Here is a 14,474-nt window from a genome sequence, read left to right as displayed (position 1 = left end):
GAGGAACCATGAGACGAAGCGTGATCGTCACCGGCGGCGGGGGCGGCATCGGCTCCGCGATCACCCGCCGGCTCGCCGCCCCGGACCGGACCGTCGTGGTCTTCGAGCACGCGCCGCGCCCGGACCTGCGCGCGGGCCTCGGCGACGGCGTCGAGGTGATGGCGGTGGACGTCGCCGACCCGGTGGCGATCGCCGCCGCGGTACGGGACGCCGCCGCCGAGCACGGCCCGCCGGAGATCCTGGTGAACTGCGCCGCGATCACCGGCGTCCCGGCCAAGGCGTCGCTGCTGGACACCGGCGACGAGCTGCTGCGGCGCATCCTGGACGTCAACACCGTCGGCCCGTTCGTCTGCGCCCGCGAGGCGGCCCGGCACATGGTCGCCCAGGGGAGCGGCACCATCGTCAACGTCGGCTCGATCGCCGCCCACCGCGGCCAGCTCGACGCGTCCGCCTACACCGTCAGCAAGTCGGCGATGGTCGGGCTGACCCGCTCGCTCGCCATGGAGCTCGGCCCGCACGGCGTGCGGGTGGTGCAGGTGGACCCCGGCGACATCAGCACCCCGGGCAGCGACCACCTGGTCGAGCTGATCGGCGCCGACCGGATGCGGTCCGGCGTCTCCGGCCTGCCGCCGCTCGGCCGGCGCGGCCGGCCCGAGGAGATCGCGGAGGTCGTGCACTTCCTGTGCTCGCCGGGGGCGTCGTTCGTCTCCGGCACCCAGATCGTCGTCGACGGCGGATACCTCGGCGGATAGGAGGACCCGATGACAGTGATCGACCTGCGGTCGGACGTGCTCACGCGGCCCACGACCGGCATGCTGAACGCGATGACCAGCGCGCCCCTGGGCGACGAGCAGCTGCGCGAGGACCCGACCGTCCTCGCGCTGGAGGAGGAGCTCGTCGAGCTGTTCGGCCAGGAGGCGGCCGTCTTCGTGCCGAGCGCCACCATGGCCAACCAGCTCGCGCTGCTGTGCCAGGTGGGGCGCGGCCAGGAGATCCTGGGGGAGCAGGGCAGCCACATGTTCCGGTACGAGGCGGGCGGCCCGGCGTTCCTCGCCGGCGCGGTCGTCACCGGCCTGCCCGGCGCCGCCGGCGTCTTCACCGCCGCGCAGGTGCGGGAGACCGCCCAGACCGGCGACTCCGAGCACCGGCCGAGGACCGCCCTGGCGCTCGTCGAGGACACCCACAACGTGTCCGGCGCCCGCGTCTGGCCGCTCCCGGCCCTGGACGAGATCTACGACGCCTGCGCCGGGCTCGGCATCGTGGTGCACATCGACGGCGCCCGGATCTTCAACGCCGCCGTCGCCCGCGACGCGCCGGTCGCGGCGGCCACGTCCCGGGCCGCGACCGTCGCGGTGTGCTTCACCAAGGGGCTGGGCTGCCCCGCTGGCGCCGCGCTGGTCGGCCGCGCCGGGACGCTCGCCCCGGCGCGCCGCCTCCGCCAGATGCTGGGCGGCTCGCTCCGCCAGGCCGGGGTGCTGGCCGGGGCCGCCCGCTACGCGCTGGAGCACCACGTGCGGCGGCTGGCCGACGACCACGCCAACGCCCGCGAGCTCGCCGCCCGGCTGGCCGGGGCGGGGCTGCCGGTGGACCCCGCGGCCACCGAGACCAACTTCGTCTTCATGGACGTCTCGGCGTCGGGCCTCGCCCGCGACGACGCCCGCGAGCGGCTGGCGCGCGAAGGCGTGCTCTGGTCGAACGCCCACCATCCGGGCACGCTGCGCGCCGTCACCCACCTGGACGTCACGGCGTCCGACGTCCGTACGGCGGCCGACCGCACCGTCAAGGCCCTCCGTACCCCCTGAGCCGCAGGGTCAGGGAGCGGGCGCGAACATGCGGTCGATCAGGACGTGCAGGTAGACGCGGAACTCGGCGATCTCGTCCGGCTCCGGCTCCTGGCCTGCCCGGCCCTGCCGTCCGGGCAGGCCGCCGGACAGGAAGCCGAAGATGCACCAGATGACCGTCCTGACCAGGAAGTCGACGTTGACGTCCGGCGGGGTCAGGTCGCGGATCGCGGCGGCGATGGCGTCGGCCTGCGGGTTGACGTACTCCTTCTCCAGGTCGGCCACGTCGGTGGCGTCGCCCATCCAGCGGTGCATCCACAGCGAGACGATCTGCGGATTGGCGACGTAGAAGTCCAGATAGATCTCGGTGACCTCGTGCGCCCCGGCCACGTCGGGGGTGTAGGCGGCCAGCGCCCTCTGCAACAGCTCCTCCTCGGCCAGGAACGCCTGCCGCATGACGGTGCGGTACAGCTCGCGTTTGCCGCCGGTCGCCTCGGCCAGCGTCCGGCCGTCGATCCCGGCCGCCTCGGCGATCAGCCCGGTGTCGGTCGAGTCGTAGCCAAGCTCCGCGAACAGCCGGGTGGCGATGGCGACGATCTGCTCCTCGTCTCTCACCGTGATCACTCTAAGTGATGTGGCATGGACAGTGCGGGAGCGGGGTCGCGGGCGGCCCCGGACGTGCCGGGGATCGTGGCTGAGCGGTCCCTGCCGGACTCGAGTTCGTCCTGAAAAGGTATGGTCCACCGCCATATCGCCGTCCGGCTGCCCGCGCCCGGACCCATCTGCTACAAGTGTCGTAGCACGCGTGGAGCGCGTGCGTCCTGAACGACGACAAGAGGAGAACACGGTGGGCGTCAGCCTGTCCAAGGGTGGCAATGTTTCGCTGAGCAAGGAGGCCCCCGGCCTCACGGCGGTCGTGGTGGGGCTCGGCTGGGACGTGCGGACCACCACCGGCACCGACTTCGACCTGGACGCGAGCGCGCTCCTGCTCGACGCGTCCGGCAAGGTGCCCTCCAACGGGCACTTCGTGTTCTTCAACAACCTCAAGAGCCCCGACGGGTCGGTCGAGCACACCGGCGACAACGTCACCGGCGAGGGCGAGGGCGACGACGAGCAGATCAAGGTCGACCTCGCGGCGGTGCCCGCCGAGGTCACCCGGATCGCCTTCCCGGTGTCCATCCACGACGCCGACGCCCGCGGCCAGAACTTCGGGCAGGTCCGCAACGCCTTCATCCGGGTGGTGAACCAGGCGGGGGAGGCCGAGCTGGCCCGCTACGACCTCAGCGAGGACGCCTCGACCGAGACCGCGATGGTCTTCGGCGAGCTGTACCGCAACGGCGCCGAGTGGAAGTTCCGCGCGACCGGGCAGGGCTACGCCTCCGGCCTGGCCGGTGTCGCGTCCGACTTCGGGGTCGGCGTCTGACCGCCCGGTCGATGGCACTCACATCACAAGAGGGGGTTCCGTGGTCTTCAAACGACTCCTAGGGGCGTTCGGTGTCGGCGGGCCCTCCGTCGAGACCGTCCTGACGACCCCGCACTGCCGGCCCGGCGACCTGCTGTCGGGCGAGGTGCGGTTGCAGGGCGGCGACCACGACGTCGACGTCCACCAGGTGGTGCTCAGCCTGGTCACCCAGGTGGAGACCGAGTACGGCGACGGCGACGGCCACGGTGTCCGCGAGTTCCACCGGGCCGCCGTCTCGGGCGGGTTCACCCTGCGGGCCGGGCAGTACCAGCCGATCCTGTTCCAGCTCCCGCTCCCCTGGGAGCTGCCCGTCACCGAGGTGCACGGGCAGCACCTGCACGGTATGGCGATGAGCGTGCGCACGGAGCTGGAGATCGCTGGGGCGATGGACAAGGGCGACCTCGACCCCGTCGGGGTGCTCCCGCTGCCGTCCCAGCAGCGGGTCCTGGACGCGTTCGCCGCGCTCGGCCTCCAGTTCAAGGGCGCCGACCTGGAGCACGGCCTCCTCGCGGGCGTGCACCAGGAGCTGCCCTTCTACCAGGAGATCGAGTTCTACGCGCCGCCCGCCTACGGCGGCCGGATCAGCGAGGTCGAGCTGACCTTCGTCGCGAGCCCGCACGGGCTGGCGGTCGTCCTGGAGGCCGACCGGCGGGGCGGCGCGTACTCCGAGGGCGGCGACGTGTACGGCCGCTTCCAGGTCGGGCACGATGAGGCGCTCCGGATGGCGTGGGAGCGCGAGATCGAGGGCTGGCTCCAGTCCGTCGCCGGGCCGCTGCACGGCGGTCACGCTCCGGGCGCCCACGGCGCCTACGGCCACCAGGAACCGTACGGCTACCACGAGCAACCCTACGGCCACCATGAGCAGCCTTACGGCCACCACGACGAGCACGGTGGCCGCGGGTCGGGGCCGGGCTGGGGCGGCGTCGCGGCCGGGGCCGCGGGCGGCCTCGCCGTGGGGCTCATCGGCGGCGCCGTCGTCAACGAGCTCATGGACGACGATGACGACGACGGCGACGAGGATGACGCCGAGGCCAGGGCCGCCGCCGCCCGCGAGGAGGGCTACCAGGCCGCGGTCTTCGACGCGGCGGTCGAGGACGCCACGGAGCAGGCGTACGAGGACGCCTACGAAGACGCCTTCGACGAGGCGTCGGAGAGCTTCGACGACGACGAGGAGTGATCCGGCGCGCCGCCCCTGCTTCGTCCGGCGGGGGCGGCCCGTCAGGCGGACCTCTCGCGGCACCCCGGGCCGGGCCGGGCCAGGCCGAGCCGGGCCGTCCGTCCGTCCGCGCGGGCGGCGGTGCGGCGCAGATGCGGAGCGGGTCGGGGCCCGCGATCAGCCTCTCGACCTGATTTCGGCCCTTCCCGCAGAACGTGCAGGTCCGCTGGCCGCCTTCGCCGGCGCGGTCACGGGGGACCTCCGGTCAGCCGGTCGTCACCGGCAGCTCGGTGAGCCGCCAGGTGCCGGGGTCGGGGGCGCGCAGCGCGTCCAGGTCGGCGGCCGGTGCGAGGCCGGGGAAGCGGTCCAGAAGCGCGGTGAGCGCCACCTGGGTCTGGACGCGGGCCAGCCCCGCGCCGAGGCAGAAGTGCGGCCCGTGGGCGAAGCCCAGGTGGCTCGTGGCTCCCGGCGTCCGGGTGATGTCGAGCCGGTCGGGATCGGCGAACGCGCGCGGGTCGCGGTTGGCGGACGCGATGGCGGCGACGACGGCCTCGCCCTTGCCCACCCGCGCACCGCAGAGCTCGGCGTCCTCGCGGGCGTGGCGCGGGATCGACAGCAGCGTCGGGCCGCACCAGCGCATCAGCTCCTCGACGGCCTGCGGCATCAGCCCGGGATCGGCGCGCAGCGCGGCGAGCTGCGCGGGGTGGGCGAGCAGGGCCGCGACGGCGTTGGCGATGAGGTTCGTCGGCGTCTGGCCCGCGAGGACGAGGTGCCACACCAGCGTGACCGTCTCGGTGTCGCTGAGCCGGTCCCCGTCCACGTCCTGCGCGCGGACGAGATCGGAGAGCAGGTCGTCGCCGGGAGCGGCGCGCCGGCGTGCCACCGCCGCCTTGGCGCCCTCCATGATCCCAGGGACGGCCTCGGCGAACCTCCGGCCCGAGCCCGCCGCGACGGCGGCGCCGTACGCGCGCCACCGCGGCCGGTCGTCCTCGGGAATGCCGACCAGCTCGCAGATGACCCCGATCGGCAGCGGCCGGGTGAAGTGCCGCATCAGGTCCACCGCACCGTCCTCGGCGTGGCCGGGCAGCGCGTCGAGCAGCTCCGCCACGAGAGTGCCGATCCGCGGCCGGAACGCCTCGGCGCGGCGCGCGGTGAACGCGGGGGACACCAGCCTGCGCAGCCGCGCGTGCTCGGGCGCGGCCAGCTCGGTCATGGTCCGCATGTAGGGGCGGCAGTCCTCCGGCACGTCCGGCCCCATGAAGCTGCCGGAGGTGATCTCGAACCTCGGGTCGCCGAGCATCGCCCGCGCGTGCTCGTGCCGGGTGAGGACCCACCAGGGGGCCGCGCCGGGGACGGGCAGCCGTGCCAGCGGAGAGCATTCCCGCGCCGCTCCGTACGCGGTGAAGGGGTCGCGCACCACGGCGGGGTCGGTGAGATCGATCTCGGGGACGGTGGGCATGGGTCCTCCCGGTGGTGAGAATGGTGAAATAGATGATCCCATCATCTGGATGTTGACGTTATCTTGAATTTCCCGCGCGCGGCAATCGCGGGACGCCCGCCCGCGCGGGACGGGCGTCAGCCGATGGAGAAAGCGGGGCCGCGGTTGCCCGCGCGGTCGACGGCCTGGATCGTCACCGGGCCCGCCGGGACCGTTAGGGTCTGCGGCTTCCCCGCGTCCGCGGTCGCAGAGACCGCCGTCGCCTTCGCCGTCGTCCCGGGCGGGGTGACCAGGTAGGAGGCGGCGCGGCCGGTGTACCAGTCGTCGCCCGGCGCCGTGAACGCCACCGTGTTGCCCTGCCGTGAGACGCCGCGCAGCGCGCCCGGCGGACGGGTGTCGGTCCCGTACCGCCCGGACCGGTGCTCGTCGTGGTGGTAGGTCCACCACTCGCTGTTGGCGGCGGCCTTGCCCGCGGTCTTCCAGGCGAACAGGTAGCCCTCCCGGGTGGTGGCGACCAGGTCCGTCCGGCCGTCGCCGTCCAGGTCGCCCGCCGTGGGGGCCCACAGCAGCCATCCGCCGGTGAAGAAGGGGAAGCCGGCGGCCTGGCCCGTGCCGCTGAAGGCGTGCAGGGTGGAGGTGTCGCCGCCGTCGACCACCTCGGCCCGCCCGTCCCCGGTCACGTCCGCGATGAGCGGCGAGCCGAGGAACCCGAGGCCGGTGCGGCCCTGCGGGAACCCCGGCACCGGCAGCGACGTGGCGGCGTCGTAGCCGCGCTGGTAGTTCCCGACCGGCTGCCCGCTGCCGGGGAACAGCAGCGCGGCGATCAGCGACGCGGCGCCCGAGCCCGCCTCGGTGTAGCCCAGCCGGCCGAACGGTCCGAACTTGCCGAACGCCCCGGTGGTGGTGAAGGACAGCGGCACGTCCGCCGGCAGGTTCCCGCCGAGCACCGCACCTGGGGACAGCGCCGCGGCGGGGTTCTCCAGCGGCCCGAAGTTCTTGATGATCTTTCCGGCGCCCGAGATCAGGTAGGTCGGGGAGAACGACGGGCCGGTCGCCACCTCGTCCTTGCCGTCCCCGTCGACGTCGGCCACGGCGGGCTGGTTGACGCCCTCGGTGACGAACTCCTGGGCGCTGCCGTAGAAGGTCATCGTCGACGGCGTCCGGACCGGCCAGCCGGCGACCGGCGAGCCGTCGGCGTGGTAGGCGAAGACGAAGTTGGCGCCGTAGAACTGCTCGCCCCCGCCCTTGCTCTCCGACCGCTGCGACCGGACCACGACCTCCGGCCTCCCGTCGCCGTCGAGGTCGGCGAGCGCGGGCATCCCCGCCAGCTTGTGGTCGTCGATCCGCACGTAGCCGGACGGCGGCTTCCGGTCGAGCGTCACCTCGACCGGCCAGCCCGGCAGCTCCGAGCCGTCCGGCCGCCACGCGTGCAGCCTGCCGTCCCAGCCCGCCTGGACGACGTCGAGCCGCCGGTCGCCGTCGAGGTCGGCCAGCATCGGCGAGGCGGTGGCGCCCTGCACCGGGAGCCGCGTGTACTTCAGCGCCGGACGGGGGATCGCCGGCTTGGCCACGCCCGCGTCCAGCACCTTCGGCCAGCCCGGCAGCGGGCGCCCGGACGCGTCGAAGGCGTACGTCCGGCCGGTGGTGCTGGTGACGACCACCTGCTGCCGCCCGTCGTGGAAGAGGTCGCCGATCGCGACCGGCGCCACGATCGGCTCGTGGCCCGGGTCGACGCCCGGATAGCCGCGCTGCGGGACGGTCGGCAGCGTGGTGACCGGCCAGCCGGGGAGCTCGGCACCGGTCGACCCGTCGCGCGCGTGGACCCGTCCGTCGCCGTCGCCGTAGACGATCGCCTGCCGCCCGGTGCCCTGGAGGTCGGCCAGCGCGGGCTGGCTCTCGTTGCCGACGCCGAGCTTCATCGGGAACCCGGCCCGCAGCGCCGGATCGTGGTGAACTCCGATCGCGCGCCGCTCCTCCGACATCCGCCCCGAGGCGTCCCAGACCCGCAGCCGCAGGGTGACGGTGTACTGCTCGCTCGCCGACAGGGCCTTGTCGGCCGACAGCGCGTACTGCTTCTTCCACACCGACTCGGGCACCTTGGACAGATCGACCGAGCCGACCCGTCCGTCGAAGGGGGCGGTGCCCGAGCCGGAGCCACCGGTGCGGAAGGCGCCGTCGGCGGGCTCGACGCCGGGGGCCCACTCCAGCTCGTACCGGTACTTGGACGACCGGGGGGCCGCGACGTACCCGGTGACCTCGACGTCCGAGGTCGTCTCCGGATCGTGGAGCGAGTACCAGCCGGGCCCGGTGATCGAGCCGACGGGCGGCACCGCGCCGTCCTTGACCGCCTGGAGGGCCTTGGCGACGTTGGGCCGCCCGTACCCGTACTGCCGGTCCCAGCCGGGCCTGCCCGCCCACGGCAGCGACGGGTCGTCGATGTCGGACGCGGTGGCCCGCAGGACCTGGACGGCCTCCTCGTTGGTGAGCGGCCGTCCGATCTGGATCCCGTAGGACAGCAGCAGCCCGAACACGCCGCCGGTCGTCGGCGTCGACTCCGAGGTGGAGCCGCCCTGCGTGGCCACCGAGAACATCGCCTTGGGCCCGAACGAGGTCTGGCCGGACCGGGCGCGGTAGGTGCTGGTCAGCGGATTGGCCAGCGGGTCCGGCACGCCCGCGGTGTTGGCGACCAGCCCGTTCCCGGGGATCACGTGCGGCCAGAACATGCCGCCCTGGTGGTCGGTGGAGTCGAAGTCGTTGCTGGACTCCACCATGACGACGCCGTCCCGCCAGAGCTTGTCGACGGTCTGCCGCATGTAGCCGGAGTAGCCGAGGTCGGCGGTGGTGCTGACGATCACCTTCGCGCCCATGTGCGCCGCGTACAGCCAGGCCTGCGCGAGGTCGTCGGTCCGGTCCAGCGCCTCCTGCCCGGCCCGGATCGGCAGGATCCGGCAGCGCGGGCACACCCCGGCGCCCTCGGTGGCGTTGTCGGTCTGCGCGGCCAGCGTCTTCATCTGGCTGTTGGCGTGGCCGTAGGTCGAGTCGTAGGTCGCCGGGTCGTTCTGGCGCTCGTAGAAGTCCCAGCCCGAGATGTCGTCGGTGAAGCCGTTCCCGTCGTCGTCCTCGCCGTCGGAGAACGCGGCGATGAGGTCCTCGGGATCGGTGCGCCCGTTCCCGTTGGCGTCCTTCACCCGGGGGTCCCCGGCGTAGTCGGCCGCGGTCACCACCCCGTCGCCGTTCCGGTCGTGCGCCGTGGACCCCTCGGGGACGGGCAGCTCACCGGTGTTCAGGTACACCTTGTCGGCGAGCTCCGCCCCGTCGCCGTTGTGCCAGTTGATCCCGCCCTCCACGTAGGCGATCAGCACGTCGGGTGAGCCGGTGGTGTACTCCCGCCACGCCTTGTCGACCGACATGCCGGAGGCGTTCTCCGGGTCCTTGGCGCCGGGTGTGCAGCGCGGCATGAAGGAGTAGAGCGCGTGCTGCTCCTGCCCGGCCACCTTGCGGCACTGGCCGGGGGCCTCGGCGCCGGCGTACCCCGGATCGTCGGGCGGTGTCGCCGGGAACCCCGGACCGGCAAGGGCGGCCGGCCCCCAGAGCAGCATCAGCGCGGCCAGGACGACACTCTTCGAACGCATCCGCATCCGGGGCTCCAGACCTCACCGGGGAGACCGTGCGAATACGAATATGACTCACCTTTGTGGCGGCGGATACCGACATCGGTGACAAGAGAAGGAGCCCGCTTGCTTACTTCGGGACAAACGGTCCCGCACCGTGCCCGCCGGGCTTCAGGAACCGGACGCCGACGCGCTCGTGCTGGTGGCGACGATCACGGCGACGGTGACGGCCTGGACCTGCTGGACGGCCTTGCGGACGGCCTCGCCGCCCCAGTCACCCTCGCTGATCTCCTTGCCGCGGCGCTTCAGCGCCTTCCGGTCGGCGTCCCGGAACAGCTTGGGCAACATGTCGACGGCGTGCAGGATCGAGACGAGCGCGGCGGTGCGGTCCAGCGGGGCGGCGTGGTCGACGGCGGAGGCGCGGACCCGCGCCAGGACCTCGGCCTCGAGGCCCGGGTCACCCGGCATCCACGCGGTCGTGGGGAACAGGCCGAGGACCTTGCCGTGCTCCTCGTGAAGGACACCCGCCTCGGCGAGGTCCGCCAGCAGGGCCTCCTTGAGGTTCCTGGCCCGGCTGCGCCAGCCCGAGAACCCGGCGATCTTCCCGATCGCGTCCTTGGGCTTGCGGCCGTGCGCCACCTGGACGAGCTCGGCGAGCCGTGGGTCGGCCGGCCGTTCTCCGGTCTCCACGAGCCGTCCGGCACGGTGGTCGGCCTCACCATCCTCGGTGAGCCGCAACGCGCCGTCCATGGTGAGCTCGACGATCGCGGCTCCGGCGAGCGCGGCTCCGAGCTTGGTGCCGTCCACCATGGGCTTGCCCGTGTCGTCCTTGAGCGCGAGAAGCAGGAACTCTTCGGCGAGTGTCAGGGTCATGCCCCTATCCCTACAGCATCGAAAGCCCCCGAAAACCGCCCGAAGCGACCTCATGCCTGCCGAGGGGGGCACCGCCTGCGTCAGGGTTTGCGCTGCACCGGAAGGGGAGCGGCGAGCTGCGCCTGCTCCTCGGCTTCGGCCTTGGGGGAGGGCCGTGATCCGCATGTAGGTTCGGGTGGTGGGCGATACTGGGATTGAACCAGTGACCTCTACCGTGTCAAGGTAGCGCTCTCCCACTGAGCTAATCGCCCGTGCGCGTGTCCGCACGTTGAGGTGGAGACGGGATTTGAACCCGTGTACACGGCTTTGCAGGCCGTTGCCTCGCCTCTCGGCCACTCCACCAGAGCGAGGCCGTCCAGGACCTCTCAGAGCGGAAGACGGGATTCGAACCCGCGACCCTCACCTTGGCAAGGTGATGCTCTACCACTGAGCCACTTCCGCTTGTCGTTCCGGGGTTTCCCCCGGCGCGCATGAATAACTCTAGCGGAATCCCGGAGTGCTCGCGCACTCGTCGGACGGGCTGGCGGGGGCCTCGGCGTGCAGCGAGTCCCAGAAGGCCAGCTCCTCGTCCTCCTCGAGGTGGGCGATGCGGCCCCAGAACTCCCGGTCCTCGGCCTCGTGCGCGGCGGCGAGGGAGAGCACGGGCATGATCGTCGTCCCGGCGTCGGCCAGGTCGAGGTCGGCGGGGGTCAGCTCGGCGGGCAGCTCGACCGGGGTGGCGGGACGGTGGTGCTTGCCGCGCTTGCGGACCCGGATGGGCGGCGCGGTGGGCGTGCGCGCGGCGGCGGCGCGCCCGGCCCGGCCCGCGGCCAGGGCGGCGGTGCCGCAGAGGACGAACGCGAGGACGCCGCCGAGCACGACCTCCTGGACGGGCGGCGGCGCGTCCTTGACCGGCTCCTGCTCGTGGGTGCGGGCGCGGGCTCCGGCGGCGGCCGGGGCGGCGAGCTGCTCGACCGAGGGCGCCGGGCCGGCGTGCTTGGGCGCGTACTTCTGCTCGACCCTGACCTTGGCGGGGTAGCCGTAGCCGACGACCGAGTCGGTGTCGCGGGTCTTGCGCATCAGCTTGTAGCCGTCGGCGTTGCCCTCGATGGTGTGCAGGGTGTGGCCGTCGACCCTCTCGACGATGCCGACGTGGTCGATCTGGTCGAGGTCGCCCGAGCCGCTCCAGTCGTAGAAGACGAAGGCGCCGGGCTGGGGCTCGGTGCCCCACGCGTCCTGCTTCCGGAACCACTTGGCGTGGTCGATGGTGGAGGCGAACTGCCCGGCCTGGTCGGTGACCCCGGCCTTGTCGGCGGCCCAGGCGAGGAACATGTCGCACCAGGGCGCGGTCTTGAAGTAGTCGTCGTGGTCGCCGTCGACGTTCCTGGCGTACCAGTCGCCGAACTTGGTGTAGCCGTCGCCCTTCTCGGCGTAGCCGAGCTGGGCCTTGGCCACGTCGAGCAGCTTTTTGCCGATCGGGTCCATGACGCTCCCCTGCCGCCTCTCCGGTGCGGACGGGAGGACGTCCGACCCCGCCCCGGAACGCGGCCGGCTTTCAAGGTCACGTTCCGATCTCGGTGGAATGTAGCGGAGGTAAAGAGCGGGGGGCAAGCGGTTCGAGAGAAGCGGTCAAAACGGACTATAGGGGCATCGTCAGAAGTAGCCCCGGGGGAGCACGGTGACAGGGCAGGGGGCGGCGCGCGCCACCTTGAGCGCGACCTCGCCGAGGAACACCCGGTGGACGGAGGCGTCCTCACTGCTCGCGCAGACGAGGATCTCGCCCTCGGGCCAGTCGATGTCGGCCACGGCCTCGGCCACGTCGCCGCCCTCGGCCAGGCTCGCCGAGACGTCCCCGGACTCCAGGCCGGAGCTGTCGAGCGCGAGCCGGATCGCCAGTGCGAGATCGTCCTGGAGCCCGCCCGTGGGGACGTCCCCGACGGCCAGGGTGATCAGGCGGAGGGGGACGCCGAGCCGCTCGGCGGCCTGGGCCGCGCGGGTCACCGCCTCGTCGGCCTGCGGGCGCCGGACGTACATGACGGTGATGCCGGCGAGGGCGTCGGGCGGCTCGTAGCCGAGCGGCGGCAGCATCACCGCCTCGGTGGCCGAGTGCAGCAGGTGGTCGGCGGTGGCGCCGATGCCGATGCGGCCGCGGGCGCCGCCGGCGCCGGAGCCGACCACGATCAGGTCGGCGCCGATCCTGCTGGCGAGCGCGGTGAGCCCGCGCCCGACGCCGCGGCCCTCCTGGACGACCAGCTCGGCGCGCTGGTCGCCGAGGACGGCCGCGGCCTGGTCCAGCAGGGCGCGGGCCTCGCCGGCGGCGCCGGGCCGGTCGGGCGGGTGCACGGTGGCCACCGTGAGCCGGCCCCCGGTGAGGGCCACGATGGCCCGCGCCAGGTGCAGGGCCTCCCTGCCGCCTCCGTCGTGCGCGTACCCGGCCAGGACGTGTTCTCCGATCATGTGTCGATTCTTCCCGCTGCCGGGACCTGTCAAGACCGGCCATCGACGGGCGGGGCACCGCGACCGGCGGTCTGACGTGCGGATTCTCGCCGGGACCCCCTACAGTTTTGGGGTAGATTCACGACGTCTGACTGAAATATAGCTATTTGGGGGGATTGTGGGCGTGGACAGCGGGGGGCCGGACATCGCCGCCGGCAGGTGGGCCATCGACCCGGTCCATTCCGAGATCACCTTCACCATCCGGCACCTGATGACCACGGTGCGCGGGTCGTTCACCGACTTTGGCGGCGAGATCCGGGTCGCGGGCGACCCGCTCGGCTCGGCCGCCGAGGCCGAGATCCGGATGGCCTCGATCGACACCCGCAGCCCCGACCGGGACGCGCACGTCAGGTCCGCCGACTTCCTGGACGTGGACAACCACCCGGTGATGGCCTTCGCCGGCACCGGCGTCGAGCCCGCGACGATCGGCCGCCGCGCCCGCCAGCCCCGCTACCACGTGGACGGGGAGCTGACGATCAAGGACGTCACCCGCCCGGTCCGGCTGCTGGCCGAGTTCCACGGCACCGCCTCCGACCCGTGGGGCGGCACCCGCGCGGGCTTCACCGCCACCGCCTCCATCAGCCGCCGCGACTTCGGCATCGAGTTCAACGTGCCCTTGCAGGGCGACAAGGTGATGCTCGGCGACACGATCGCGATCCAGCTGGAGATCCAGGCGGTCCTGGCGGACGGCGGGGACGCCGCCTGACCCGTCTCAGGCGGGGCGGGACTGCCGGGTCAGCGACAGCAGGTCGCGCGCCGGGCCGGTGGGACGCTGCCCGGCCGGCCAGACCGCGCGCAGCGGCCGGCTGAGGTCCAGCTCGGGGACGGGGACGGCGACCAGCCGTCCGCCCGCGAGCTCGTCGGCGACCGCGAGCTCGCTCACCACCAGCGGCCCCGCGCCCGACACCGCCGCGGCCTTGAGCGCCGTCGTGGAGGCGAGCTGGAGCAGCGGCGCGGCGGTGCCCCCGAACGAGGCCAGCGCCCGGTCGAGGACCTCGCGGGTGCCCGAGCCCTGCTCGCGCAGGACCAGCGGGGTGGCCGCCAGCTCCGCCGCCGGGACCCCGCTCCGCCGCCGCGCCCACGGGTGCCGCGCGGACACGACGACCACCAGCCGGTCGGCGGCGATGACCGTCCCGCTGAGGCCCGCGGGCCTGCGTGTCCCCTCCACGAACCCGAGATCGGCCTCTCCGCCACGGACCTGCTCGGCCACGGCCGTGGAGTTGGCGGTGCGGAGCGTCACCGCGACCCCCGGGCTGGTCTCCTTCAGCGCCACCAGCCAGCCCGGCATCAGGTACTCGGCCACCGTGAGGCTCGCCACCACGCGCAGCCGCCCGTCGCGCCGTTCCCGCAGGGCGCCGATCCCCGCGTCCAGCGCCTGGGCGGAGTCGACCACCTGCTGGGCCCACCCGGCGACCAGCGACCCCGCCTCGGTGGGGCGCGAGCCGCGCGGGGACCGTTCCAGCAGCGGCACCCCGATCCGCCGCTCCATCGACCTGATCCGGGCGCTGGCGGCGGGCTGGGTCACGCCGAGCTCGGCCGCCGCCCGGCCGAGGCTGCCCAGCCGGACGACGGCCAGCAGCAGCTCCAGGGCGCCCAGGTCGGGCACCCGATCCGAAAGGGTCATAACCACACCTTATGTCCCCATAGGCCGATGACCTCTAGTGACGCCCGCCGGGAC

12 protein-coding genes, 3 tRNA genes and 1 pseudogene are annotated in these 14,474 nt (G+C 73.3%); 5 read left to right on the top strand and 11 right to left on the bottom strand.

Annotated elements, in window-relative coordinates; all coding sequences use genetic code 11:
• Positions 1 to 8: 8 nt before the first annotated feature.
• Together QP090_RS19520 and QP090_RS19515 are read left to right on the top strand one after the other, a co-directional pair.
• Positions 9 to 752 (top strand): SDR family NAD(P)-dependent oxidoreductase, encoded by a 744-nt coding sequence (locus tag QP090_RS19520; RefSeq protein ID WP_285940477.1) that lies wholly within the window; start codon positions 9 to 11, stop codon positions 750 to 752.
• 9 nt (positions 753 to 761) lie between these two features.
• The gene (locus tag QP090_RS19515; protein WP_285940475.1) at positions 762 to 1,802 is read left to right on the top strand and encodes a threonine aldolase family protein; all 1,041 of its coding nucleotides are present in this window, start codon (positions 762 to 764) and stop codon (positions 1,800 to 1,802) included.
• 9 nt (positions 1,803 to 1,811) lie between these two features.
• Here QP090_RS19515 and QP090_RS19510 read toward each other — a convergent pair whose 3' ends face one another.
• Positions 1,812 to 2,396, bottom strand: coding sequence for a TetR/AcrR family transcriptional regulator (locus QP090_RS19510; RefSeq protein WP_285940473.1), 585 nt, complete (start codon positions 2,394 to 2,396; stop codon positions 1,812 to 1,814).
• A 232-nt stretch (positions 2,397 to 2,628) separates the two neighbouring features.
• On the opposite strand from QP090_RS19510, the gene QP090_RS19505 reads away from it, so the two are divergent.
• A complete protein-coding gene (locus QP090_RS19505; RefSeq protein ID WP_285940471.1) occupies positions 2,629 to 3,204 on the top strand; it encodes a TerD family protein in 576 nt (191 codons plus the stop codon).
• A 40-nt stretch (positions 3,205 to 3,244) separates the two neighbouring features.
• Entirely contained in the window at positions 3,245 to 4,420 is a 1,176-nt protein-coding gene (locus tag QP090_RS19500; RefSeq protein WP_285940470.1) for a sporulation protein, read from the top strand.
• A gap of 136 nt (positions 4,421 to 4,556) precedes the next feature.
• Here QP090_RS19500 and QP090_RS37685 read toward each other — a convergent pair.
• The 9 genes and pseudogenes from QP090_RS37685 to QP090_RS19460 form a co-directional block, all read right to left on the bottom strand.
• Positions 4,557 to 4,613: pseudogene (locus tag QP090_RS37685) on the bottom strand (hypothetical protein); the annotation flags it as partial.
• Positions 4,614 to 4,664: 51 nt separating this feature from the next.
• Positions 4,665 to 5,858, bottom strand: a complete 1,194-nt coding sequence (locus tag QP090_RS19495; RefSeq protein WP_285940468.1) for a cytochrome P450 family protein — start codon at positions 5,856 to 5,858, stop codon at positions 4,665 to 4,667.
• Between the two features lie 116 nt (positions 5,859 to 5,974).
• Entirely contained in the window at positions 5,975 to 9,469 is a 3,495-nt protein-coding gene (locus QP090_RS19490) for an FG-GAP-like repeat-containing protein (RefSeq protein WP_285940466.1), read from the bottom strand.
• A gap of 150 nt (positions 9,470 to 9,619) precedes the next feature.
• Complete coding sequence (locus tag QP090_RS19485; RefSeq protein WP_285940464.1) at positions 9,620 to 10,321, bottom strand: GOLPH3/VPS74 family protein; 702 nt, start codon at positions 10,319 to 10,321, stop codon at positions 9,620 to 9,622.
• Between the two features lie 176 nt (positions 10,322 to 10,497).
• Positions 10,498 to 10,572, bottom strand: a tRNA-Val gene (locus tag QP090_RS19480).
• A 20-nt stretch (positions 10,573 to 10,592) separates the two neighbouring features.
• A tRNA-Cys gene (locus QP090_RS19475) sits at positions 10,593 to 10,663 on the bottom strand.
• Positions 10,664 to 10,690: 27 nt separating this feature from the next.
• Positions 10,691 to 10,762: transfer RNA gene (locus QP090_RS19470), tRNA-Gly, on the bottom strand.
• A 39-nt stretch (positions 10,763 to 10,801) separates the two neighbouring features.
• A complete protein-coding gene (locus QP090_RS19465) occupies positions 10,802 to 11,785 on the bottom strand; it encodes a CHAP domain-containing protein (RefSeq protein WP_285940462.1) in 984 nt (327 codons plus the stop codon).
• Between the two features lie 168 nt (positions 11,786 to 11,953).
• A complete protein-coding gene (locus QP090_RS19460) occupies positions 11,954 to 12,757 on the bottom strand; it encodes a universal stress protein (RefSeq protein WP_285940460.1) in 804 nt (267 codons plus the stop codon).
• A 163-nt stretch (positions 12,758 to 12,920) separates the two neighbouring features.
• Here QP090_RS19460 and QP090_RS19455 point away from each other — a divergent pair, with 163 nt between their 5' ends.
• On the top strand, positions 12,921 to 13,502 hold the full coding sequence (locus tag QP090_RS19455) for a YceI family protein (protein ID WP_285940458.1): 582 nt from the start codon (positions 12,921 to 12,923) through the stop codon (positions 13,500 to 13,502).
• Between the two features lie 6 nt (positions 13,503 to 13,508).
• On the opposite strand, the gene QP090_RS19450 is transcribed toward QP090_RS19455, so the two are convergent.
• A complete protein-coding gene (locus QP090_RS19450; RefSeq protein ID WP_285940456.1) occupies positions 13,509 to 14,420 on the bottom strand; it encodes a LysR family transcriptional regulator in 912 nt (303 codons plus the stop codon).
• Positions 14,421 to 14,474 lie beyond the last annotated feature (54 nt).

Source organism: Actinomadura xylanilytica, from assembly GCF_030283145.1.
Lineage (GTDB): Bacteria > Actinomycetota > Actinomycetes > Streptosporangiales > Streptosporangiaceae > Spirillospora > Spirillospora xylanilytica.
This window is presented reverse-complemented; position numbering and strand designations above follow the sequence as displayed.

Coding starts and splice junctions, on each gene's coding strand:
- QP090_RS19465 (WP_285940462.1), bottom strand. CDS start 11,785: ATGGACCCGATCGGCAAAAAGCTGCTCGACGTGGCCAAGGCCCAGCTC.
- QP090_RS19515 (WP_285940475.1), top strand. CDS start 762: ATGACAGTGATCGACCTGCGGTCGGACGTGCTCACGCGGCCCACGACC.
- QP090_RS19520 (WP_285940477.1), top strand. CDS start 9: ATGAGACGAAGCGTGATCGTCACCGGCGGCGGGGGCGGCATCGGCTCC.
- QP090_RS19485 (WP_285940464.1), bottom strand. CDS start 10,321: ATGACCCTGACACTCGCCGAAGAGTTCCTGCTTCTCGCGCTCAAGGAC.
- QP090_RS19460 (WP_285940460.1), bottom strand. CDS start 12,757: ATGATCGGAGAACACGTCCTGGCCGGGTACGCGCACGACGGAGGCGGC.
- QP090_RS19495 (WP_285940468.1), bottom strand. CDS start 5,858: ATGCCCACCGTCCCCGAGATCGATCTCACCGACCCCGCCGTGGTGCGC.
- QP090_RS19490 (WP_285940466.1), bottom strand. CDS start 9,469: ATGCGTTCGAAGAGTGTCGTCCTGGCCGCGCTGATGCTGCTCTGGGGG.
- QP090_RS19450 (WP_285940456.1), bottom strand. CDS start 14,420: ATGACCCTTTCGGATCGGGTGCCCGACCTGGGCGCCCTGGAGCTGCTG.